20 protein-coding genes are annotated in these 20,865 nt (G+C 64.5%); 14 read left to right on the forward strand and 6 right to left on the reverse strand.

Going from position 1 to position 20,865, the window contains the following annotated elements; translation table 11 throughout:
- The first annotated feature begins 46 nt into the window (after positions 1-46).
- From BLP76_RS18735 to BLP76_RS04440, 7 genes are all read left to right on the forward strand, one after another.
- Positions 47-535, forward strand: coding sequence for a hypothetical protein (locus BLP76_RS18735; RefSeq protein WP_170130384.1), 489 nt, complete (start codon positions 47-49; stop codon positions 533-535).
- A gap of 278 nt (positions 536-813) precedes the next feature.
- Positions 814-1,578, forward strand: coding sequence for a MotA/TolQ/ExbB proton channel family protein (locus tag BLP76_RS18740; protein WP_170130383.1), 765 nt, complete (start codon positions 814-816; stop codon positions 1,576-1,578).
- Complete coding sequence (locus BLP76_RS04420) at positions 1,568-1,963, forward strand: ExbD/TolR family protein (RefSeq protein ID WP_092809876.1); 396 nt, start codon at positions 1,568-1,570, stop codon at positions 1,961-1,963. The genes BLP76_RS18740 and BLP76_RS04420 overlap by 11 nt, the downstream gene beginning before the upstream one ends.
- A gap of 11 nt (positions 1,964-1,974) precedes the next feature.
- Positions 1,975-2,376, forward strand: a complete 402-nt coding sequence (locus BLP76_RS04425; protein ID WP_092809877.1) for an ExbD/TolR family protein — start codon at positions 1,975-1,977, stop codon at positions 2,374-2,376.
- Entirely contained in the window at positions 2,373-3,401 is a 1,029-nt protein-coding gene (locus BLP76_RS04430) for an energy transducer TonB family protein (protein WP_092809878.1), read from the forward strand. Before BLP76_RS04425 ends, BLP76_RS04430 begins: the two co-directional genes overlap by 4 nt.
- 227 nt (positions 3,402-3,628) lie before the next feature.
- Positions 3,629-4,555 (forward strand): deoxyribose-phosphate aldolase, encoded by a 927-nt coding sequence (deoC, locus tag BLP76_RS04435; RefSeq protein ID WP_244514434.1) that lies wholly within the window; start codon positions 3,629-3,631, stop codon positions 4,553-4,555.
- Positions 4,556-4,565: 10 nt separating this feature from the next.
- Positions 4,566-6,815 carry an aldehyde dehydrogenase family protein gene (locus BLP76_RS04440; protein WP_092809880.1) on the forward strand — a complete coding sequence of 750 codons (2,250 nt, stop codon included), beginning with the start codon at positions 4,566-4,568 and terminating at the stop codon, positions 6,813-6,815.
- A gap of 100 nt (positions 6,816-6,915) precedes the next feature.
- On the opposite strand, the gene BLP76_RS04445 is transcribed toward BLP76_RS04440, so the two are convergent.
- The 3 genes from BLP76_RS04445 to BLP76_RS04455 form a co-directional block, all read right to left on the reverse strand.
- On the reverse strand, positions 6,916-7,992 hold the full coding sequence (locus BLP76_RS04445) for a zinc-binding metallopeptidase family protein (protein ID WP_092809881.1): 1,077 nt from the start codon (positions 7,990-7,992) through the stop codon (positions 6,916-6,918).
- A 151-nt stretch (positions 7,993-8,143) separates the two neighbouring features.
- Positions 8,144-9,688 (reverse strand): GH3 family acyl-acid amido synthetase, encoded by a 1,545-nt coding sequence (locus tag BLP76_RS04450; RefSeq protein WP_092809882.1) that lies wholly within the window; start codon positions 9,686-9,688, stop codon positions 8,144-8,146.
- Positions 9,689-9,884: 196 nt separating this feature from the next.
- Positions 9,885-10,265, reverse strand: a complete 381-nt coding sequence (locus BLP76_RS04455) for a PRC-barrel domain-containing protein (RefSeq protein WP_092809883.1) — start codon at positions 10,263-10,265, stop codon at positions 9,885-9,887.
- 280 nt (positions 10,266-10,545) lie between these two features.
- On the opposite strand from BLP76_RS04455, the gene BLP76_RS04460 reads away from it, so the two are divergent.
- Positions 10,546-11,718 carry an aminotransferase gene (locus BLP76_RS04460; RefSeq protein ID WP_092809884.1) on the forward strand — a complete coding sequence of 391 codons (1,173 nt, stop codon included), beginning with the start codon at positions 10,546-10,548 and terminating at the stop codon, positions 11,716-11,718.
- Between the two features lies 1 nt (position 11,719).
- Here the strand turns inward: BLP76_RS04460 and folP are convergent, their stop codons facing one another.
- Positions 11,720-12,619: a dihydropteroate synthase gene (folP, locus tag BLP76_RS04465; protein ID WP_092809885.1), complete on the reverse strand. Its 900-nt coding sequence runs from the start codon at positions 12,617-12,619 to the stop codon at positions 11,720-11,722.
- 111 nt (positions 12,620-12,730) lie between these two features.
- Positions 12,731-13,807: a DUF2793 domain-containing protein gene (locus BLP76_RS04470; RefSeq protein ID WP_170130382.1), complete on the reverse strand. Its 1,077-nt coding sequence runs from the start codon at positions 13,805-13,807 to the stop codon at positions 12,731-12,733.
- Between the two features lie 119 nt (positions 13,808-13,926).
- Here BLP76_RS04470 and BLP76_RS04475 point away from each other — a divergent pair, with 119 nt between their 5' ends.
- Positions 13,927-14,787: an urea carboxylase-associated family protein gene (locus BLP76_RS04475; protein WP_092809887.1), complete on the forward strand. Its 861-nt coding sequence runs from the start codon at positions 13,927-13,929 to the stop codon at positions 14,785-14,787.
- Between the two features lie 12 nt (positions 14,788-14,799).
- Here BLP76_RS04475 and BLP76_RS04480 read toward each other — a convergent pair whose 3' ends face one another.
- Positions 14,800-15,696 (reverse strand): LysR substrate-binding domain-containing protein, encoded by an 897-nt coding sequence (locus BLP76_RS04480; RefSeq protein WP_092809888.1) that lies wholly within the window; start codon positions 15,694-15,696, stop codon positions 14,800-14,802.
- A gap of 142 nt (positions 15,697-15,838) precedes the next feature.
- Between BLP76_RS04480 and BLP76_RS04485 the strand changes: the two genes are divergently transcribed.
- From BLP76_RS04485 to BLP76_RS04505, 5 genes are read left to right on the forward strand one after another with little or no spacing between them, the layout of a single operon-like run.
- Positions 15,839-16,513 carry an RraA family protein gene (locus tag BLP76_RS04485; protein WP_170130381.1) on the forward strand — a complete coding sequence of 225 codons (675 nt, stop codon included), beginning with the start codon at positions 15,839-15,841 and terminating at the stop codon, positions 16,511-16,513.
- 26 nt (positions 16,514-16,539) lie between these two features.
- The gene (locus tag BLP76_RS04490) at positions 16,540-17,496 is read left to right on the forward strand and encodes a tripartite tricarboxylate transporter substrate binding protein (protein ID WP_092809890.1); all 957 of its coding nucleotides are present in this window, start codon (positions 16,540-16,542) and stop codon (positions 17,494-17,496) included.
- Positions 17,497-17,518: 22 nt separating this feature from the next.
- Positions 17,519-17,980 (forward strand): tripartite tricarboxylate transporter TctB family protein, encoded by a 462-nt coding sequence (locus tag BLP76_RS04495; protein ID WP_092809891.1) that lies wholly within the window; start codon positions 17,519-17,521, stop codon positions 17,978-17,980.
- Between the two features lie 27 nt (positions 17,981-18,007).
- Positions 18,008-19,504: a tripartite tricarboxylate transporter permease gene (locus tag BLP76_RS04500; RefSeq protein WP_092809892.1), complete on the forward strand. Its 1,497-nt coding sequence runs from the start codon at positions 18,008-18,010 to the stop codon at positions 19,502-19,504.
- 45 nt (positions 19,505-19,549) lie between these two features.
- Complete coding sequence (locus BLP76_RS04505; RefSeq protein WP_092809893.1) at positions 19,550-20,752, forward strand: pyridoxal phosphate-dependent aminotransferase; 1,203 nt, start codon at positions 19,550-19,552, stop codon at positions 20,750-20,752.
- The last annotated feature ends 113 nt before the right edge of the window (positions 20,753-20,865 follow it).

Below are 20,865 nucleotides of genomic sequence, written 5' to 3' on the forward strand. Positions count from 1 at the left end.
GGGCCGAGCCTCGATCGGCGTGCGAGACGTTCTTGGAGAATTGCCGGTGTCGAAAACCACATGGTCGGGAACGAGGGTTGTGCTGGGTGCGGCTCTCATCTCTTTCGGGCTCGCCGGTTCGGCTTCCGCCGCCGACGGCAAGATCGGGGTCGAGCTCAACCGGTTGCAGCAGATGGACGCGACCTGCCGCCTGTCGCTCGTCTTCACCAACCGCCTCGACGTGACGATCGACCAGCTCGAACTGGAAACCGTGCTCTTCGATCCGGACGGGGGCGCCATGCGCTTTCTTGTCCTGAAATCGCAGCCGCTCATCCCCGGCAAGATCCGCGTCTCGCAATATGATCTCGCCGATACGCAATGCAGCGATGTCGGTTCGGTGCTGATCAACGACGTGGTCGGCTGCAAGGGGGAGGGGCTCGGACCGGCCACCTGCCTTGCCAAGCTGGCGCCGTCGAGCCGCACCGATGCCGCATTGATCCTGACTGTTTCCGATCAAGGCAAGACCGCCACGGATGGGGCGGAGGCAACACAGTGAATGCGATGACGAATCCCGCAGATTTCGAAGCCCCGATGCGCCTCGCTCAAGCGACCCCGGACGCTGCCTCGCCCGGTGCAACGGCGCCGTCCGATGCGACGCCCTCGATGGATGGGGCCACACCTCCAGCTGACGCCCCAGGCGCCGACGGGGCGGTATCCACTCCTGAAACTGCCTCTCCGGATATGCCGGCGCCAGATGCGGCCGCGCCGTCCGGAGCCCCGGATGGCACGGGGCCCGATGCGTTCGGCGCCGATCCTGGGACAGCGGCGGCGCCGATGGGCGCAGCTGATAACGCTCTAACGCCGGACATGACGGCCGCCGGCAGCCATCATTTCTTAGGCCTCGATTTCGACCGCGCGCTCGGGCTCCTCGATCTCGGCGGGCCGGTGGTGGCGATCCTGGTTGTCCTGTCGATCGTGGCGCTCGCCATCATCATTCGTAAGCTCTTCGACATTCTGCCGTTGGCCGGCGGCCGGCGCGGCCGTGTCGCCGGTGCCGTGCGCGACTGGCGGCAGGGCGAGCGGCGCGAGGCGCTCGCCAAGGTGCGGGACCTCAAGGGACCGACGGCGACGGTGGTCGCAACAGCGATGGCGCTCTCCATGAAGCGGGTTGCGCCCTCCGTCCTCCGCGAAGAGGTGGAGAGGGTGGCGAACGAGGAGCTCTACCGTCTGCGCCGGCATCTGCGCGGGCTTGAGGCGATCGCGCAGGTGGCGCCGCTTCTCGGTCTCTTCGGCACCATTCTCGGTATGATCGAGGCCTTTCAGACGCTGCAGGTGGCGGGTTCCAATGTCGATCCAGCGATGCTCGCCGGCGGCATTTGGGTGGCGCTTCTGACGACGGCGGTCGGCCTTGCCGTCGCCATTCCGTGCAACCTCGCCCTCCATTGGTTCGAAGGACGTATCGACCAGGAACGGCAGGCAATCGAGAACCTCGCCACCTCCGTACTGACGACGGCCGAGGCGCGTCTTCATCTGGGCGAACGGGCGGGTGAGGAAGAGGCACTCTCTGCGCATCTGACGGAGCCCGCTCATGCGCATTAGCGCCAGGGCGCCCCGCCACCGTGCCATGAGCATGACGCCGTTGATCGACGTCGTCTTTCTGCTGCTCCTGTTTTTCATGCTGGCCTCGACTTTTGCGCGCTTCGGCTCGGTCGATGTCACCCTAGCGCGTGAGACGGGCGCCTCGTCGCGCCAGGCGGCGCCGATGCGCAATGTTCTGATCTCGGTCCGCGAAGACGGCTTTTATGCCGTCGATGGGGCGCCGGTGGAGCTTGCAGCACTCGGTGGGCGGCTGAAGGACAAGGGCGGTGACGACGAAGCCCGGGTGATCGTGCGTGCCTCTTCCGGTGCCGTCGCGCAGGACATCGTTTCGGCCGTCGATGCGGCGCGCCGGGCGGCGATCGGCCCGGTCCTTCTGGTGCACTGAGCGGGGCGGCGATGCGGCTCACCCAACCACGCAAATCCGCGCCGGGCGATGACCTCGTCCCGCTCATCAATGTCGTCTTTCTGCTTCTGATCTTCTTCCTGCTCGCCGGGACGCTGATGCCGGCTCCCTCCGCTCCGGTGGACTACGTGAGGGCGGGTGCCGAGCCGGCGCCATCGATCCCGGCCAATGCCGTCTATGTCGATGCGGAGGGTCTCACCTATTTCGACGGCGAGCAGCTGACGGGCGAAGCCCTGCGCCGGCGTCTTGCGGCCGCTGAGCCCGGTGCCGGCAAAATTCCACTCGTGCTCGATCGCGGCGTGACCATGGAGCGATTGAAGCCTGTCTTCGATGATCTGACCGCCGCGGGACTTGCGAAGGTCGAACTGATGACGGTGCGAGGGAGCGCACGGTGACGAAGGACCGGGTGGCCTGGATCGTCGCGGCTGTTGTCGCCGTCGCACTGCATGCGGCGGTTCTGGTCACGTTTATGGCTTCGCCAGAATCCGCGCTCGATGGCGGCGCCGGCCAGCCCGAAGCCGTCGCCGGCATCGCCGAGGCGGACTTCTTCCAGATGATGAGCGATGTGAGCGCCAACGACGCGGAAAGCCCGAGCGACGTTGTCGAAACGGGCGAGCCGCTCGATCCGGTGGAGGAGACAGAGGTCGTCGAAGCCGTTGCGCCGGAAACGCTGGAGGAGGTCGTGCCGGAAGAGGTGCCGCCGTCTCAAGACGAGGAAACGGCCGAGCCGCCCGCGCCGGAGACCGTGGAACAGGTGCCTCCAGAACAGGTTTTGCCAAGCGAGCCCGATGAGGTCGCAGAGGCGCGCCCGGCGGAGGAAGTGGAGCCGGTCGAAGAGGTGCTGCAGCCGGTCGAGGAGGTGACGGAGATGTCTGCGCTGTCGCCGGAGCCCGAGGTGGCGATGCCGCAGGCGCGACCCGACGCCGTGCCGCAGGAGGTACTGGAAGCCTATCGCGCCGAAAAGCAGGCCGAGCGCGAAGCCGCCGAACGGCGTGAACGTGAGCGCGCCGAGGCGGCAGCCCGTCGCCGCGAGGAGGCGCAGGAGGCGGCGCGCCGGGACGCCGCTCGCAGCCGTCCAGCGCCGAGTGGCGGGGCCCGCGCCGGTGGCGGCGGCAGCCAGGCGCAGGGGCCGAGCCGACGCGCCGTGGCGACCTACAACAGCCGCATCTACGCCCATCTGGCGCGCTACAAGCGTTATCCTTCCGGCGGACGCAGCAACGGCACAGTGACCGTGCGCTTCACCATTTCCGCCTCGGGTGCGGCCGGAGGCGTGCGCCTCACGGGTTCTTCGGGCGATGCCGCGCTCGATCAGGCGGCCGTGGCCATGGTCACTCGTGCCTCGCCCTTCCCGCGCATCCCGCGCGAGTTCGGGCGCAGCTCCATGACCTTTACCGTTCCCGTCAGCTATACGCGCCGCTAAGGTCGTCCGAGTGCGGTCAAAGCTGGCGAGGTCCGAAAAGGGCTCGGCGCAGCTCCGATCCGCCTTATGTGGGCACGTAACGCGGCTGTGCCTGCGAAAACCGGGAGCGAGAAATGTCTGAAGAGCGCGTCTTTCCGTTCGGCGCCCCTTTCGCCATCGGGCGGGTGCCCGCAGCGGACGGCGCTGAGGAGAGCACGTCGTCGCAAGACCACGGGCGCAATCCGGGCATGCCGCTTAAGACCGACTGGTTCGAGGAGATGCGCATCAATGCCTCGGCCGTGGAGAGGCGAGCCGGGACCCTGGCGACGCGTCGCGGTCTGAAAAAGCAATGGCAGGCGGCATGGCTTTTGAAGGCGCTGATGTCGATCGATCTCACCACTTTGGCGGGCGACGACACGCCGGCGCGGGTACGGCGGCTCTGTGCCAAGGCACGGCGACCGCTCCGCACCGATCTCGTCGAGGCGCTCGGGCTTGCCGAAATGCCGAAGGTTGCTGCCGTCTGCGTTTACCCGACCATGGTCGGGCCGGCCGTGAAGGCGTTGGACGGCTCCGGCATTCCCGTCGCTTCCGTCGCCACGGGCTTTCCTGCCGGGCTGATGCCGCTGCCGCTCAGGCTTGAGGAAATCCGCTATGCCGTTTCACAGGGGGCGAGCGAGATCGATATCGTGATCACCCGCGCCCACGTCTTCGCGCAGGATTGGCAGGCGCTCTACGACGAGGTGGCGGCGATGCGCGAGGCCTCCGGCGCTGCCCATATGAAGGCGATCCTGGCGACCGGCGATCTGAAGACGTTTCAGAATGTCTACAGTGCGTCCATGGTGGCGATGATGGCCGGCGCCGATTTCATCAAAACCTCGACCGGCAAGGAGGACGTGAACGCCACCCTGCCGGTCTCGCTCGTCATGGTGCGTGCAATCCGCGATTACCTGGAGCGCACGGGGGTGAAGATCGGCTTCAAGCCGGCGGGCGGGCTGAAGACGGCGAAGGATGCGCTCGCCTGGCAGATCCTGATGAAGGAAGAACTCGGCCGGGACTGGTTGGAGCGTGATCTCTTCCGCATCGGCGCGAGCTCACTTCTGGGCGACATCGAACGGCACATCGAACAATTCCTCACCGGGCGCCCTTCGTCTGCGATGCGCCACGCGGTGGGATGAGGAGACGAGGATGGCAGCGGTGACCGACATCCTGGAGACGATGGATTACGGCCTGGCACGCGAGAGCGACGCGGCCGCGCGCGACTGGCTCGCTCGCCACGATGGCGCGTTTGGGTCGTTTATCGATGGCGGCTTCTCCGCATCCGCGGATCGCGAGTGCCTGGTCGTGAGCAATCCTGCGACGGGCGAGGTTTTGGCGCGGGTCGAGGCCGGAGGAGCGACGGAGATCGCAGCGGCGGTCGGCGCGGCCAAAACCGCCTTCGAGGCCTGGTCGGGGCTGCCTGGCCATCGGCGCGCCCGCCATCTCCATGCGCTGGCGCGTCGTCTTGAGAAGCGGGCGGGCTTCTTCGCCGTGCTCATCGCGATCGAGACGGGACGTCCGCTCCGCGACGGCCGCGATATCGATCTGCCGCTCGCGATCCAGCATTTCGATTATGCTGCAGGATGGGCGGAGCTCGTCGATAGTGAGTTTGCCGGTGACCGTCCTCTCGGCGTGTGTGCCGAGATCAGCAGCCGTGCCGGCGGGCTCGCGACGCTTGCTGGGAAAATCGCCTCGGCACTCGCCGCCGGCAACAGTGTTGTCGTTGTCCCGTCTGAGTGTGCGCCGCTCTCCGCGCTCGCCTTTGCCGAGGTCGTGGCGGAGGCCGGGTTGCCGGGCGGCGTCGTCAACATCGTCACGGGCGGTGAGGCGGCCGGCGAGGCACTGCTGGCCCACGAGGATGTCGCGCGGATCGGCTTCGTCGGGCCGGTGGCGCGTGGCCGCGAGATCCGCCAGGCCCTGGCCGGAACCGGCAAGGAACTCGCCCTCGACCTCGGTGCGACGACGCCATTCCTCGTCTGCGCGGATGCCGATCTCGATGCGGCCGTGGAAAGCCTCGTCGACGGGAGTTTTCTGAGCGAGGGACAGAGCTGCTGTGCCGGCATACGGCTCCTCGTCCAGGAAGGCGTGGCCGAGAGGCTTCACACAAAGCTGAAGCGGCGCATGGCGAAGCTGCAACTCGGTGATCCGCTGGAGACATCGACCGATTGCGGACCGCTCGCAGACGATGCTGATCTTGCGCGTCTCACGACGCTGGTGGAGACGGCGCGCACCGAAGGCGCAGATGTCTGGCAGGCGGACGCCGACATGCCGGGAGAGGGCCGCTTTTTCCCGCCGACGCTTGTGAGCGATGTGGCGCCCGCCATGGGCGTGGCGGACGCGGAGATCGCCGGTCCGCTCATCTGCTCCACGACCTTCCGCACGCCGGATGAGGCGCTGAAGCTTGCCAACCACTCTCGATATGGCCGTACCGCGGCGGTCTTCTCGGAGAATGTCGGCCTCGCGCTCGATATGGCGACCAAGCTTCAGGCGAGCCTCGTCTGGGTGAATGGGACGAACCTTTTCGATGCGGCGGTCGGTTTCGGTGGTGTGAAGGAAAGCGGCTTCGGTCGCGATGGCGGCCGCGAAGGGTTTGCGGGCTATTTGAAACCGGCATGGCCGAGAGGGAGCGTCCCCGCTGATTTGCCGAAGAGCGATTTGTCCGGGACTGCGAAAACCAACGATATCAACAGCGCTGTCGACGCCGCGGCCAAGGCTGGGGGCTGGGCGACGATGAGCGGCCATCAGCGGGCGCAGCGGCTCTATCGCCTTGCCGAAAAGCTGGAAACACGTGCGAGCGAGCTTGCGGCCCGTCTCGCCTCCGTGAGCGGCGGAAGCGCCGACGCCGCTGCCGAGGAGGTGGCGCTTTCGGCCGCGCGCATCGCCTATTACGCGGCGTGGGCCGACAAATTTGACGGTGCGGTGCATTCCACGCTGGCGCGCCATGTGACGATCGCCGTCCACGAGCCGGTCGGCGTGATGGGCATTTTGTGCCCGCCGCAGGCTCCGCTCTTAGGGCTCGTTTCGCTGGTGGCGCCGGCAATCGCCATGGGCAATCGTGTCGTCGTCGTTCCCTCGGCGGCGGCACCGCTCGCGGCGCTGGAGTTTTCGCAGATGCTTGATGCGAGCGGCGTGCCGGCAGGCGTCGTCAATGTCGTCGCCGGCGATCCTCTTGAGGTTTCGGCAACACTTGGCGGGCATGATGATGTCGCCGCGTGCTGGCATTTCGCAGGCCCGGACGGACTTGCCGATTGCGAGCGCGAGGCCGCGGGCAATCTCAAGTTAATCTGGTCCGTCGACGGTCGCCGGATCGACTGGCGCGATGCCGGTGAGGGGCAGGGACGCCACTATCTCGTCCATGCGACGCAGGTGAAAAATATCTGCGTGCCTTATGGGGCCTAGCCGCGGCACTTGAATCATTTTCTGAAGAAAGCACGACTCGCCCCACGATCTTGACTCAAGATGTGCAGATCTCCCGTTAACCTTCTGATAACCATGAGGTTCAATGGGCGACGTCGCCCGCCCGGCCATGCACGAGGTCGTGGATGAAGCCGAGCTTGCCGATGACCGTGGGCGAGAGCACGAACGGGTAGAGATCCTGCAGGCCCATTGCCCGGTTGAAGGCGTTGAGTGCCGCCGTGACGGCATGCCCCGCCTCCATGATCGTGGTGATGGCGACGTCGTCGGCGAAAACGTCGAAATCGACCGTGACCGACAGATGCCCGTCGGCATCGACTGAAGGCGCCGTCGAGATCCCCCAATGTGAGGCGGTTTCAACTGTGTCGACGAGATGGAAGTAATGCGCCCAGGTCTCCGCGAAATCCTCCCAGGGGTGAGCGCCGGCATAGGCGGAGACGAAATAATCCTGCCAGTCGGGACGAGGGCCCCGGGCGTAATGGATCTTGAGTGCTTGGCCGTAATCGGCGCGGTCGTCGCCGAAGATGGCGCGGCAGGCCTCCAAAGTATTGCCGTCTCGCACCAGTCGGTCCCAATACCAGTGCCCGACCTCGTGGCGGAAATGGCCGAGGAGCGTGCGATAGGGTTCTCCCATGACGACGCGGCGGCGTTCGCGCTCGGCATCGTCCGCTTCGGCAAGCGCGATGGTGATCTCGCCATTGTCGTGGCCGGTCATGACCGGCGCATCGGCATCTGGCGTGTCGGCGAGAAAAGCGAAGCCGAGACCTTCCGGATGCTCTGCGCGCGTCAAAAGCGGCAGGCGAAGCCGCATGGCCGTATAGATCATGCGGTGCTTGGCTGCCTCCATCCGTCGCCATAACGCGAGATTCTCCACCCTCGACAGATCGGGAACGGTGAGATTGTGGCGGCAGGCCGCGCAGAATGTCTCGCCGCTGTCGGCCGGGAGCAGCCAATTGCAGACGCCGAAAGCCGCGTTGGCGCAATATCTCCAGCGTCCCTCTGGCGCGCCGTCCCCGACCGCCTCGAAATCGCCGTCGCGATCTTCGAGCGCCAACATGGCGTTGGAATAAGGTTCGTAGCCGAGCGTGGAACGACAGCGCTCGCAGATCGTGTTCTCGAAAAAGAGGATCTGTGAACAGACGGGGCAGGAGAAGAGCTTCATCGTCAATGACCTGGATTGCGGGCGCGCGCGATCACCGCCGGATCGCAATCGACGCCCGGCTCGCTTTGAAGGCTGGTTCGCAATGAATGCCCGGCTCGCCATGAATGGATGAGCGCCGCTGTGGTTCCCGTCCGGCGGGTATGCAAGCCGCTCAGCGCCGGTGGGCGACCTTGCTCTCGCGGGCGAGGCCTACGAGGCTCGTGAGGATCTCCGGATCGTTGATGATGCGCGGCACCTTGTTCTGGCCGCCGAACCGGCCGCGGCGACGCATCCACTCCGCGAAGGTGCCGGGGGCAACGGCGATCACCTCCGGCGCGTCCATGCCGAAATCGCCCTGGCGGTGTGAATCGTAATCGTCGTTGTTCAGGATGAGCGTGTAGTCGAACTCGGCCGCAAAGCTCTCAAGCTCGGCTTCCGAAGGCTGCCGGCCGCGGAATTCGATGACGTAGACGTGGCGCCCGCGTGAGGCGTTGCCGCGTGAGGGAAAAACCGGACCGACGGAATAATCGCTGATCTGCAATCCGGCATTGGCCGCGGCACCGAGGAGTGCCTTGGCGATTTCTTCGGGCGTCAGATGCTCGCCGAAGGCCGACAGATACTCAGAGATGCGCCCCGTGACTTTGATGCGCGGCGGATCGAGCGAGACGAGGCGAACCGTATCGCCGAGGATGTAGGCCCAAAGTCCCGCATTGTTGGAAAGAACGAGCGCATAGTTGCGCCCGATCTCGGCGTTTCCGATCCAATGCCGTGTGGGATCGGGGCGCCCAAGCTCCTCCACCGGCACGAACTCGAAGAAGAGGCCGTTGTCGAGGAAGAGGCGGAGACCGTCCCCCGGGGCTTCGTCGGCAAGCGCGATAAAACCTTCGCTTGCCGGATAGACCTCGCGCAGCTCCGCATGGCTACCCTCCATCCATTCGGCAAAGGCTTCCCGGTAAGGGCCAAAATCCACGCCGCCATGGCTGACGAGCTCAAGGCCCGGATAGATGTCGACGAGCCGCCTCTTGCCCGTGATTTTGGCGAGTTCCTCAAAGAAGAGAAGCATCCAGCTCGGGATGCTGGCGATGCTACGGATTGGTTCCGACAGCGATGCGCGCGCCATCGCCTCGGCCTTGCGTGCCCAGTCGGTTTCGCGTGCCAACTCCGGATCGGGAAAGACGAAGCCTGCCAGAAGCGGCGGCACTTCGAGGCGGGCAATACCGGAGAGATCGCCGCTCACGACACCGCTGCCATGGTCTTTGAGGGCCGTCGTCCCGCCGAGCATGAAGTTCTTGCCAGCCATGACGCGGCTCTGCGGCCGATGAGCGACGTGGTGGACGAGGAGATCGACGGCGGCGCGGTTGTTGGAGCGCGCCATCTGCTGGCTGATTGGGATATATTTGACGCGCCCCGTCGACGTTCCGGACGTCACGGCGAGGTTTGCGATCTGGTCTGGCCAGGTCAGGCCTTTGAGAACGGGAAATGCCGCCTGCCAGTATTCGGTCCAGAAATCCTCATAGCGGCGGAGCGGCACGCGGGCCTGAAAATCTTCAACCGACCGGATCTCGTCAAAGCTGTGGGCCTGACCGAGACGTGTCTCGCGGGCATGGCGTGTGAGCGCGAGCAATTGCCGGCCCTGGACCTCGTCCGGATGTTGCCGCGAAAGCTGAGAAAGACGGTGGCGCGCATAGATGCGCAAAAGGGGAGTGGCGTCGAGCATTGCTGCGCGCTGCTTACAGCCGGCCGCCGCCCGAGGGTACCCGAAATTTGCTTGGGCGCGGCCTTCGCCAAGACATATACCCGCTTTCTCGTCTGCTCACCGGTCCTCGTCGGCTCACCGGTCGATGAGAGAAGTGGGCGCTGCTCCGCGGCGGGCACATCGCCGCCGCGGAACCGGATCATAGCCTATCTCAGGCTTATTTCGACCATTCGTCGAGGGACTCGATCTGGTCCTTCGTCATGTTGATGATGATCTTGTCGTTGTGGATGCGGGCGTCGGTGAGCGGGATGACGACATTGCGCTGGCCTATCCCGAGGAAGCCGCCGACATCCGTAACGACCGCCATGGAGGATCCGTCGCCGGAGGCGAGAATCTCATCCACGTCGCCGATCTCCTCGCCGTCCTGACCCACGATCTCCATGTCGTCGAGATCTCCGACCGTATAGGTCGGGGGATCGACCGGGATGTTGACGGCCATATCGTCGTCGTCGACCTCGACCCAGGCGCCTTGCGCAAACGCGAGGCCAGTCGCCAGCAAGAAGGCGGCAGAGGACATGGCGGCGAGTTTGATTCTCATGAATGCTTCTCCACGGGTGTCGGGCTTTGCCCTTCGAATGATACGGAGGACGAACGGTCGGGACGGGCTTTTGTTCAATGCCAGGAGCCCAGATTTCTGCGGCTGAGGGGCGCATCCAAGCCTTGGAGAGGATCAGCCTCTGCGCGTGAGGCGCGCATCCCCTCGCGCCAAAAGTGCGGCGTGGGCGCTCTTTCTTGATCAGCCTCAGGCAATTAGAAGGAGCGATGCGCTGCTGGTGGGCATCCCGCCGCAACCTCCTTCGCAGCCAGGCGGACAATCAATGGCAAATTCCATCTTCGGTGCGCTCGACACCACCATCTTTGAAACCATGTCGCGCATGGCCGCCGAGGCCGGCGCCATCAATCTCGGTCAGGGCTTCCCGGAAGGCCTCGAGCCGGAGGAGGTGGTCGAGGCCGCAATTGCCGCCCTGCGCTCAGGCCCGCACCAATATCCGCCGATGGCCGGCCTGCCGGCTCTGCGCCAGGCGGTGGCAGAAAATGCCAGGCGCTTTCTCGGCCTCGACGTCGACTGGGAAAAGGAGGTGCTCGTCACCTCCGGCGCGACCGAAGCTCTGGCGGATGCCTTCTTCGGTCTCCTGGAGCCGGGCGACGAGGTGATCGTCTTCGAGCCCGCCTATGACAGCTATCAGCCGATCATCCGCCGGGCCGGTGCGGTGCCCGTGCCGGTGCGCATCGCCCCGCCCGACTGGGGGGTGCCGTTTGAGCGCCTCGAAGCCGCGATCACGCCGAAGACGCGCGCCTTCATTCTCAACACGCCGTGGAATCCGATCGGGCGAATCCTGGACGATGAGGAATTGCGCTTCCTCGCCGATCTCATGCTGAAACACGATCTCGTGGCGATCTGCGACGAGGTCTACGAGCATCTCGTCTTCGACGGCCGGCAGCACCGCACGCTCTTTGCCCTGCCGGAGGTGCGCGACCGGGTGGTGCGCATCGGCTCCGCCGGCAAAACGTTTTCGGTCACGGGCTGGAAAGTCGGCTACATCACCGCCTGCGAGGCGCTGTTGAAGCCGATCATGCGGGCGCATCAATTCGTGACCTTCACGACGCCGCCGGCGCTGCAGGCCGCCGTTGCCTTCGGGCTCAATCTGCCGGACGCCTATTTCGACGGGCTGCGCGCCGAGCTTCAGGGGCGTCGTGATCTTCTGGTCGGTGGTCTGCGTGCCGCCGGTTTCGATGTCGAGAATGTCGAGGCGACCTATTTCGCCATCGCAGCGACCGGCGAGGCGAAGTCCGACGATGTCGCCTTCTGCCGGGCGATGACCTTTGAGGCGGGCGTGACCGCCGTGCCGCTCTCCGCCTTCTACGGCAAAGGCGATATGCGCTCGCACATCCGCTTCTGCTTCGCCAAGCGCGAGGAAACGTTGCGCGCGGCCGTCGAACGGATCGTCGCCTGGCGGGAGAAGCGGGAAAGGCTGGCCGCCGTCGGCTAGGTCATTTGCTGGTGTCGGCTCCGCGAATGGCGGCGGCGATGCGCATCGCCGCCACATGCTCCGTCACATCGTGAACGCGCACGATCGCAGCACCCGCCAGCGCCGCCACGACATTGGTGGCAAGCGTTCCGGCAAGCCGGTCGGTGTCGTCGGCACCGGCGATCTTGGCGATGAAAGATTTGCGCGAGGTGCCGGCGAGGAGCGGCAGACCCAGCGTCTCCAATTCGCCGAAACGCGCAAGAAGCTGAAGGTTCTGCTCCGGCGATTTGCCGAAGCCGAAGCCCGGATCGAGGACGATCCTGTCTTCGGCAACGCCTGCCTTGCGTGCCACGTCCAGGGCGCGCCGGAAGAAGGCGATGCAGCCTGCGACCGGATCGATCTCCATTGGCTTGGCAGAGCCGAAGACGCCCTGATTGTGCATGGCAATGACGCCGGCACCGCTGCGTGCGGCGACCGCCGCCATCTCCGGATCGCCGAGAAGGCCGCGCACATCGTTGAGAATTTGCGCGCCGACCGAAATTGCGGCCCTGGCGACTTCGGCCTTCATGGTGTCGACGGAAACGAGGATGCCGTTTGCGGTCAGCGCCTCGATCACGGGGAGGATGCGCCGGATCTCTTCGTCCGCCGCGACCGGTTCAGCATTGGCGCGGGTCGATTCTCCACCCACGTCGAGGATCACGGCGCCTTCGTCATGAAGTCTCAGTCCGTGCTCGATCGCGGCTTCGGTGCGAAAGAATTGCCCGCCGTCGGAGAAGGAATCGGGCGTCACGTTGACGATGCCCATGACGATCGGCACCCGCGCATCCCCCGCCTCGCGCCAGGATCTGAGGAGGTTTGCAAAGCCGTCCCCGACGCCATGGTCGAGAGGTTGGGCGCGTGCGGACGAGGCAGAGTGTGTCATTTGTGCGATGGTACACGCCGGCGACGGGCACACAAGACATCGAGTCGCGAGTATTGACGATCCCCGGCCGGCGAATGTCTGCCAACGCGCTTCTCCCGACTGGGCGGCGGTTCAGGGAAGCCGCGTCCCCCAGAAGAAATTCTCGTTGGCAAGGATACGTGCGGCCGCGCCGGTGGGAAAAATCCTCGGGTTGATCGTATCGCCGGCGGCAAGCTTGAGGAGGGCGCTCACCTGCACCTGAGTTTCTCCGGAGACAAAGGTGGCATCGCCCGTCGTGCCGATCGTGTCGGCGGCCGGTGACGTGCCGTTGACGGAGAGCCCGACCTGCAGTTTCGAGGGTGTGCCCGCGCCCGCCTCGAAGGTGCCTGCGAGCCCGAACAGATAGATCCCGTCGCTTGGGGCCGTGAAGGTCAGGACGTTGCTCGCGACGGAGGCGGCGAGCTGATCGTTGTGACGGAAATTGTTGAAGAACATGTCCCGCCAGGCGCCCGCCGCATAATTCTGCCCGTAGTTCAGGTAGGCGCTGAAACGGGCATTCGCCGGCATGGTGACGGCGCCGCTTGCGCGATCGACGACGAAGCCGGTGCGGTAGCTCGACCCGTCAAGCGAGACTTTGAGTGTGAGATCGTCTGTGCCCAAAAGCCCGAAGAGCGCCCGTGCCGAATAATCGCTCTGGAAGGTGAAGCCGGCGTCGCTTCCCGCGGTCGCCTTGTTGAGGGCGACGCGCATGTCGCCGCTGCCCGGGGTCACGTCGTCGTGGCTGAAGAGAATGGCGTCGGATTTGACGGCGAGGCGGTTGCTGATCTCCGAACCCGTATTGATGCCGAGAGAGGGCAGGCTGTCGGGCGGGTTGGCCGTGAACGCCACCCATGCAACGCCATCGAAGACGAGCGGCAGCATCTCGTTGATCGAAAGAGCGAGGAAACCGGGCCTGGGCGTATAGAATGTCCACGCGCCATCCTGGAACGCGGCGATTTCGTTGTCGTGGCCCGACCAGGTGCCTTCGGCTCCTGCCGCCACGATATAGCGGGCGCCCGGCAACGGATCGGCCGGCGGGGCCGTGAGATCCCCGCGGGTTACGGCGAGCTGTACCAGCGCATCGAGCATCCTGAGCGCTTCGTTGTGTGTGACATGCTTCTGTGCTTGTGCGGAAAGGATCGTCGGAAGAGAGAGATTTTCTGTGTCCATCGTCGCCATCCCTGGGTTGGCCTGAGCCCGAAGGACGTCCAAGCTAATCGCGGCGGATGCGACGGGGATAATTGGAGAAACTCGGAGCGCGGTGGGACTTCTCTGACGATGAGGATGCGATGAAGCTGAACGAGCCAGAGCATGCGGCACCGGATGATGCCGTGGCGCGCCGGGATGTCGAACCGGTGATCTGCTATCCGACGGCGACTTTACCGGCCGTCGATCTCACGGCCTATCGCGCGGCGCGGGACGGCTGGAGAAAAATTGCAGAAACGCTGGTGCCGCCGCGCGATGCCCGCACATTCCGCGTGCCGGCCGGGCATTTCTTTCGCATCGTTTCGGTCGAGGGCCCGCAGGTCGGCGATCTCAACCTCTGGCACGAAGCGGATCTCACCGAGCGCTTCTATTCCGGCAAGACGCGCGCGCTCCACGGCACGCATTTGTCGACCGGCGATCGGCTTTGGTCCTGCCTGCCGTTTCTGCGGCCGATGGCGACGATCACCGACGACACGCTCGACTGGTATGGCTTCGACCGCTTCGGCGGGTCCGTCCATGATGTCATCGGCACGCGCTGTGACCCTTATACCAACCGGCTTTTGTCCGGCGGCGACTATCATTTCTGCTGCCATTCCAATCTCATCCGTGCACTCGCGCAAGCGGCCGGAATCGGAATGGATGAGGCGGAGCGGCATGTGCATGACGTCCTCAATGTCTTCATGTGCACGGGCTTCACGCGCGACACCGGGCAGTATTTCATGAAGGCGACGCCGGTGCGGCCTGGCGATTATCTGGAATTCTTCGCCGAGATCGACCTGCTTGGGGCGCTTTCCGCCTGCCCGGGTGGCGATTGTGCAAGCGAGCATTCAAGCGATGCCGCGACCTGCCATCCGCTTCTTGTTGAAGTCTACGCGCCCGCGAACAAGCCGCATGGATGGCGGCCGGCCGAGCCGAACGCCTACAGCCGACGCCACGGCATGTGAGGGGTTGCCGCCTCACAAGCTCCCGGGCGTATGCGTCTGAAGCGAGCGGCGCAGCGTCTGCACGAATTCGATGGCGAGCTTGGAGCGGATGCGGTGCCTCGGCCACAGCGTCCAGACGTTGAGATAGACCGGCGGCGTGAGCGGCCGCGCAACGACCGCGTCGCCGAAAGCGAGCGGGGTGAACGGATCGACGATGGTCGTGCCGAGCCCATTGGCGACGAAGGCGCAGGCGCTGTCGGAATGGCGCGTTTCGATCTGGTCGTGACGCCCGACGCCGAGATCTGAAAACATCTTTTCGATCGCGAGGCGCTCCGGATCGAAAGCGTCGAGCGAGATGAAGGGCTCGTTGCGCAGATCGTAGAGACGAATGCGCTCCGCAGAGGCGAGGCGATGGCCGGCCGGCAGCACACAGACGCGCTCGAGGCGGTGGAGATGTTCCGTTTCGATCGCGGCATCGTCGGATTGCAGGATCGAGATGCCCACATCGATTTGCTGTGCCGCGGCCGCGAGAATGACCTGCCGCGAAGCGGTCCCCTGCAGGGAGAGTTTCACGCCCCCGCGATCATGCAGGAAGCTCGACAGGACTCTCGGCAGATAGCGGGAGGCGAGCGCCGGAAAGGAGGCGATCGCCAGATGGCCCGCCACCCGGTCGCGGATATTCGATGAGGCGCGCTTGATCTCGTCGATGCCGACAAAGACGCGCTCGGTGGTCTGATGCAGCTGCCGGGCTTCCGGTGTCGGCGTGATACGCCCGGCGCTGCGGGTGAACAGGGGATAGCCGCAGGAAGCTTCCAGGGCGGCGATCGTCTTCGTGACGCCAGGTTGTGAGATGTTGAGCGCCGCCGCAGCCCCGGTCATCGAACCAGCCTCGATCACCGCACGGAAGACCTCGATCTGCCGAAAGTTCATGAATGCATCCAATAACTACAGGTTATCGGAGCATGGCAAGACGATATTTGCAAGCTGCCCAAACACTATTTCAGGATGGAATTACGCTAATAATGAGGAGCAAAGACGCTCCCATGACGATGTGAGAGGCGATAACCGGAAAATGACGGAAAGCAGCTGGACCGAAGTGGAAATCCTAGAGCGCCTGCGCAATGTGGAGTCGGGCGCAGTCACCGACGCACTCGTTCGTCTCGGCCTGAGCGGCTGGATGGACGGCGTCCTCCCGCTCGGCGAAGCGAACCGACTGGTCGGGCGTGCCCGCACCGTCAAATACGCTCCGAAGACCGGCGCGGCCAAAGCCAAAACGAATATCTATTCCGCCATCCGCAGCACGCCTGAGGGGCGTATTCTCGTGCTCGATACAGGATGTGCCAACACCTGGATCCTCGGCGAGAACGTGGCTCATGCAGCCTTCTTCCAGGGGCTTGGCGGCATCGTTTCCGATTCTCTGGCGCGTGACGCGAGCCTCATCCGGGAAATGGACTTCCCCGTCTTCACGCGCGGCATCTCGGCCCGCCCCCCGGCAATCGTCCTCGTCGATGTCGATGTGCCGGTGGAATGCGCCGGCACCCGCGTCTGCCCCGGTGATTATCTCGTCGCCGATGCCGACGGTGTCGTCGTCATTCCGCAGGATTTCATCGACGCCGTTCTCGTCGAGATCGAGGATATCGAACAGCTCGAGCGCGATCAGGAAGCTGCGCTCGCCTCCCAAGCCCCGCTGGAAGTGATCGAAGATCTCCTCCGGCGCAAAAAGATCCGCAAAAGCGGTCGTCCCTGAGCATATTCAAGAGGAAAGGAACTCTTATGCACCTCAAGTCCAGTCTGGCGGCCTTGGCCCTCGCGGCCTCCTCGCTCGCCATTTTTGCCTCTCCCTCCTACGCGGAATATCCTGAGAAGCCGGTCGAGATGATCGTGCCTTACGGTGCGGGCGGCAGCACCGATGTTCTCGCGCGTCTCGTCGCCGAATATGGCGAGAAGTATCTGGGCCAGCCGATGGTGGTCGTGAACCGCCCGGGCGCCGGCGGCCAGATCGGCTTTGCGGCGATCGCCAGCGCCAAGCCCGACGGCTACACGATCGGCTGGATCAATTCGGGCATTCTGACGAGCCCGATCGTGCGTCCTGACGTGACCTTCAACATCGACACCTTCGATTACGTCGCCAATATCGTGACCGATCCGGGTGTGCTTGCGGTGGCCGGCACCTCAGATTACGCCTCTCTCGAGGATTTCCTTGCAGCCGCGAAGGAAAAGACGCTCACCGTCAGCCACGAAGGCGTCGGCGGTGGCGATCATCTGGCGGTTCTGCAGCTGGAAAGTGAAGCCGACGTCGAATTCAATCTGGTTGCCTTCAACGGCGATGCCGAGGCCAAAGCCGCGCTTATGGGCGGCCATATCGATGCCATCGAAGGCAACGTCTCAGAGCAGGTGGAACTCGTCGAGGACGGTCAGCTGAAGCCGCTCGTTGTGTGGGATTCCAAGCGCAATGCGGATCTGCCGGACACCCCGACCGGCAAGGAACTCGGCTACAACATCGTCGCTTCCTCCTCGCGTGGCCTCGGCGGACCGAAGGGCATGGACGAGGATGCGCTCTCCAAGCTTCGCAATGCGATGGTGAAGGTGACCGAAGATCCGGACTTCCAGGCTGACCTGAAGAAGCTCAACATGCCTCTCGACGTCCTCGTGGGTGACGATTATCGCGCCTTCATGCAGGAGCAGGACGAGGGCTATAAGAAGCTCTGGGCCGAAAGCCCGTGGCAGTAAGCTCCTGGCGATTTCAGGCGCAATGAAACGCGATACATGGATAGCGATCGCCGTCATGGCGGTCGCAGCCTTCGCCGCCTGGGACGTCTACGGCCTCAAGCGAGGCGCCGCGCTCTTTCCTTTGTTGATGAGCTCTGCGCTCTTTCTCGGCGGTGCCGTTCTCTTCGTGTCGAGCCTGCGTACGCGCAAGGCGCAAGACGAGGTCGCACAGGAAGGCTCTGAAACCGACGAAGCACCGAAGCGGATCTGGTTGCCGCTCGTGGAAGTGGTTGTCCTGACGGCGCTTTTCGCCTTGGCGATGCCGTGGATCGGCTTCTATCCGGCGACCTTTCTCTATCTCGCCGTCTTCTTCGCGCTTCGTTCGGAGTTGAGCCGACCGGCAGGACTTGCCGTGGCCGTTGCCATGACCGGGCTGATCTACGTCATCTTCTCGCTGCTTCTTGCGGTTCCGACGCCGGTCGGGCCGCTCGCCCCTTATCTTTAATCCCCTGATCCCGACGGAACTGAGCGTATGGAAGCGATCCTCGCGGCAGCCGCCAATATTTTTGAGCCCTCGACCCTGCTCGTCTTAGGGATCGGCACCGTGGTCGGGCTGTTCGTAGGTGCGTTGCCGGGCCTGTCCTCAACGATGGGCGTTGCGCTCTGCATTCCCATCACCTTCGGCATGGACCCGGCGAACGCGCTCGTGCTCCTCGGAGCGATCTATACGAGCTCGGTTTTCGGCGGGTCGATCACCGCGATTTTGTTGCGAACGCCCGGCACCGACGCTTCTATCGCCACGACCTTCGATGGTTATCCGATGGCTCAACGCGGGGAGGGGGCGCAGGCGATCGGTATGGCGCTGGTTGCCTCCCTCGTCGGCGGCGTATTCTCCGTCTGCGTCCTCCTCTTCGTCGCCCCGCCTCTGTCGCGTCTGGCGCTCCTCTTCGGTCCGCAGGAATACGTCTATCTGACGATCTTCGGGATGATCTCGATCCTGGGCGTCTCGGGCGGCAACCCCACGAAGGCCTTCATCAGCGCCGCTTTGGGGCTGTTGCTGGCGACGGTCGGCTTCGATCTCTTTACCGGATATCCGCGGCTCACCTTCGGCCAGGACGAACTCTTCGAAGGCGTGCCGCTGCTTCCGGCCTTGATCGGCATCTTCTCCGTCTCGCAGGCGATCTCGCTGTGCACGGGCGAGGCCGATATCGGCGCCGGCAATATGATCAAGACGAAGGGCCGGACTTTGCCCGCCTGGTCGGTGATCCGACGCTGCGGGCGCACGCTCTTCAAATCCTCTCTCATTGGCTCCGCCATCGGCATTCTCCCGGGAGCGGGCACCAGCGTCGCCGCCTTCATCAGCTACGACGAGGCGCGCCGGCGCTCCAAGACGCCGGAAGCCTTCGGCAAGGGTGAAATCGAGGGCGTCGCCGCACCCGAGGCGGCCAACAACGCCGTCACCGGCGGTTCGCTCGTGCCGGCGCTGACGCTCGGCATCCCGGGCAACGCCGTCACCGCGGTCTTCCTCGGCGGATTGACCATTCATGGTCTCGTGCCGGGGCCGAGGCTTTTCACCGATCACGCGGAGATCGTCTACACGCTGATCTTGTCGCTCTTCCTGGCGAACCTCGCCTTCGCGGCGTTGGGCTTGTTCGCAGCACCCTGGGTGGCGCGCGTCGTCAAAGTGCCGAGCGCCGTCCTCGGACCGACGATCATCGTCTTCAGCGTCATCGGCTCCTACGCGCTGCGCAACAGTCTCTTCGATGTCTGGCTGGTGCTTGGTTTCGGCGTTCTCGGTTACTTCATGGAACGCTGGCGCATTCCCGGTGCGCCGCTCGTCATCGCGCTCGTGCTCGGTCCGATCCTGGAAACCAATCTCCGCCGTTCGCTGCAGATCTCCGGCGGCGACTGGATGATCTTTTTCACGAGCCCGCTCTCCTACGCGATCATGGCGCTGATCGTTTTGACGCTCGCCTATCCGATCTTCGCGCGCAGGCAGCAAAAAAAGCGCGAGCAAGACGCGAGCTAGCGCTCTCCCCGTCGCCTTTCTTCTTCAAGCATCCAGAGAGAATCCATGAACAAGATTTCTTCTCGTATGGCAGCTGTTCTGCCTTCGGCGAGCAGCGCCGCCTCCGCCCGTGCGCGTGAGCTCAAGGCAGCCGGCCGCGACATCATCAATCTCTCGGTGGGCGAGCCGGATTTCGATACGCCCGCGCATATCGTCCGCGCCGCCAGCGAGGCGATGGCCTCCGGCAAGACGCGTTACACGAATGTCGATGGCACGCCGGAACTGAAGGCCGCCGTCATCCGCAAGTTCAAGGACGAGAATGGCCTCGACTTTGCGGCCAATCAGATCGTCGTCGGGACCGGCGCCAAGCAAGTGATCTTCAACGTGCTTCTGGCGACCCTCGATGCCGGCGACGAGGTCATCATCCCGGCGCCGCATTGGGTCTCCTATCCCGACATGGTGCGGATCGCAGAAGGCACGCCCGTGGTCGTCGAATGTCGGGCAGAAGACGGCTTCAAGCTGTCGGCTGCGACGCTCAAGGCCGCGATCACCGAGAAGACCCGCTGGCTCGTTCTCAACTCGCCCTGCAACCCGACCGGCGCGGTCTATGGCGAGGCCGATCTCCGTGCACTCGCCGATGTGCTTCTCGACCATCCCCATGTCGGCGTTTTGAGCGACGACATCTACGAGCACATCGTTTTTGGCGAGACCTCGTTCCGTTCGATTGCGGCGGTGGAGCCGCGGCTTCTGGAGCGCACGGTCGCCGTCAACGGCGTGTCCAAGGCCTATTGCATGACCGGCTGGCGGCTCGGTTATGGCGGCGGCCCGGCCGAGGTGATGCGCGAAGTGCGCAAGCTGCAATCGCAAAGCACCTCCTGCGCCTCTTCGATCAGCCAGGCTGGAGCGCTCGCGGCACTCGAAGGCCCGCAAGATCATCTTGAGAGTCACCGTGCCGTCTATCGCCGTCGCCGCGACCTCGTTCTGCCGAAACTGGTCGAAGCCGGGCTCGCCTGCGAGGCACCGGAGGGGGCGTTTTATATCCTCGCCGGCTGCCAGAAATTCCTCGGCATGACGTCACCCGCCGGCACGAAGATCGAGACCGATGCCGACTTCACCCGCGTCATCCTGGAAGAGGGTGAGGTGGCAATGGTTCCGGGCACCGCTTTCGGCGCGCCGGGTTATGTGCGGCTGAGCTTTGCCGTCGATGACGACAGGCTGACGGAAGCGGCAAACCGCATCGCCCGCACCTGCGCGGCGCTGCACGCCTGAGACACGGTCCGGCGAGATTTGTCGGAGGGGCGTCCCCGAAGGCCCCTCCGATGTGATCGAAGAGGTTGGCGCGGGTTGGTTCGTCGAGACGAGCGGTGTTGCCCCCACAGACG

The organism is Afifella marina DSM 2698 (assembly GCF_900102695.1).
Lineage (GTDB): Bacteria > Pseudomonadota > Alphaproteobacteria > Rhizobiales > Afifellaceae > Afifella > Afifella marina.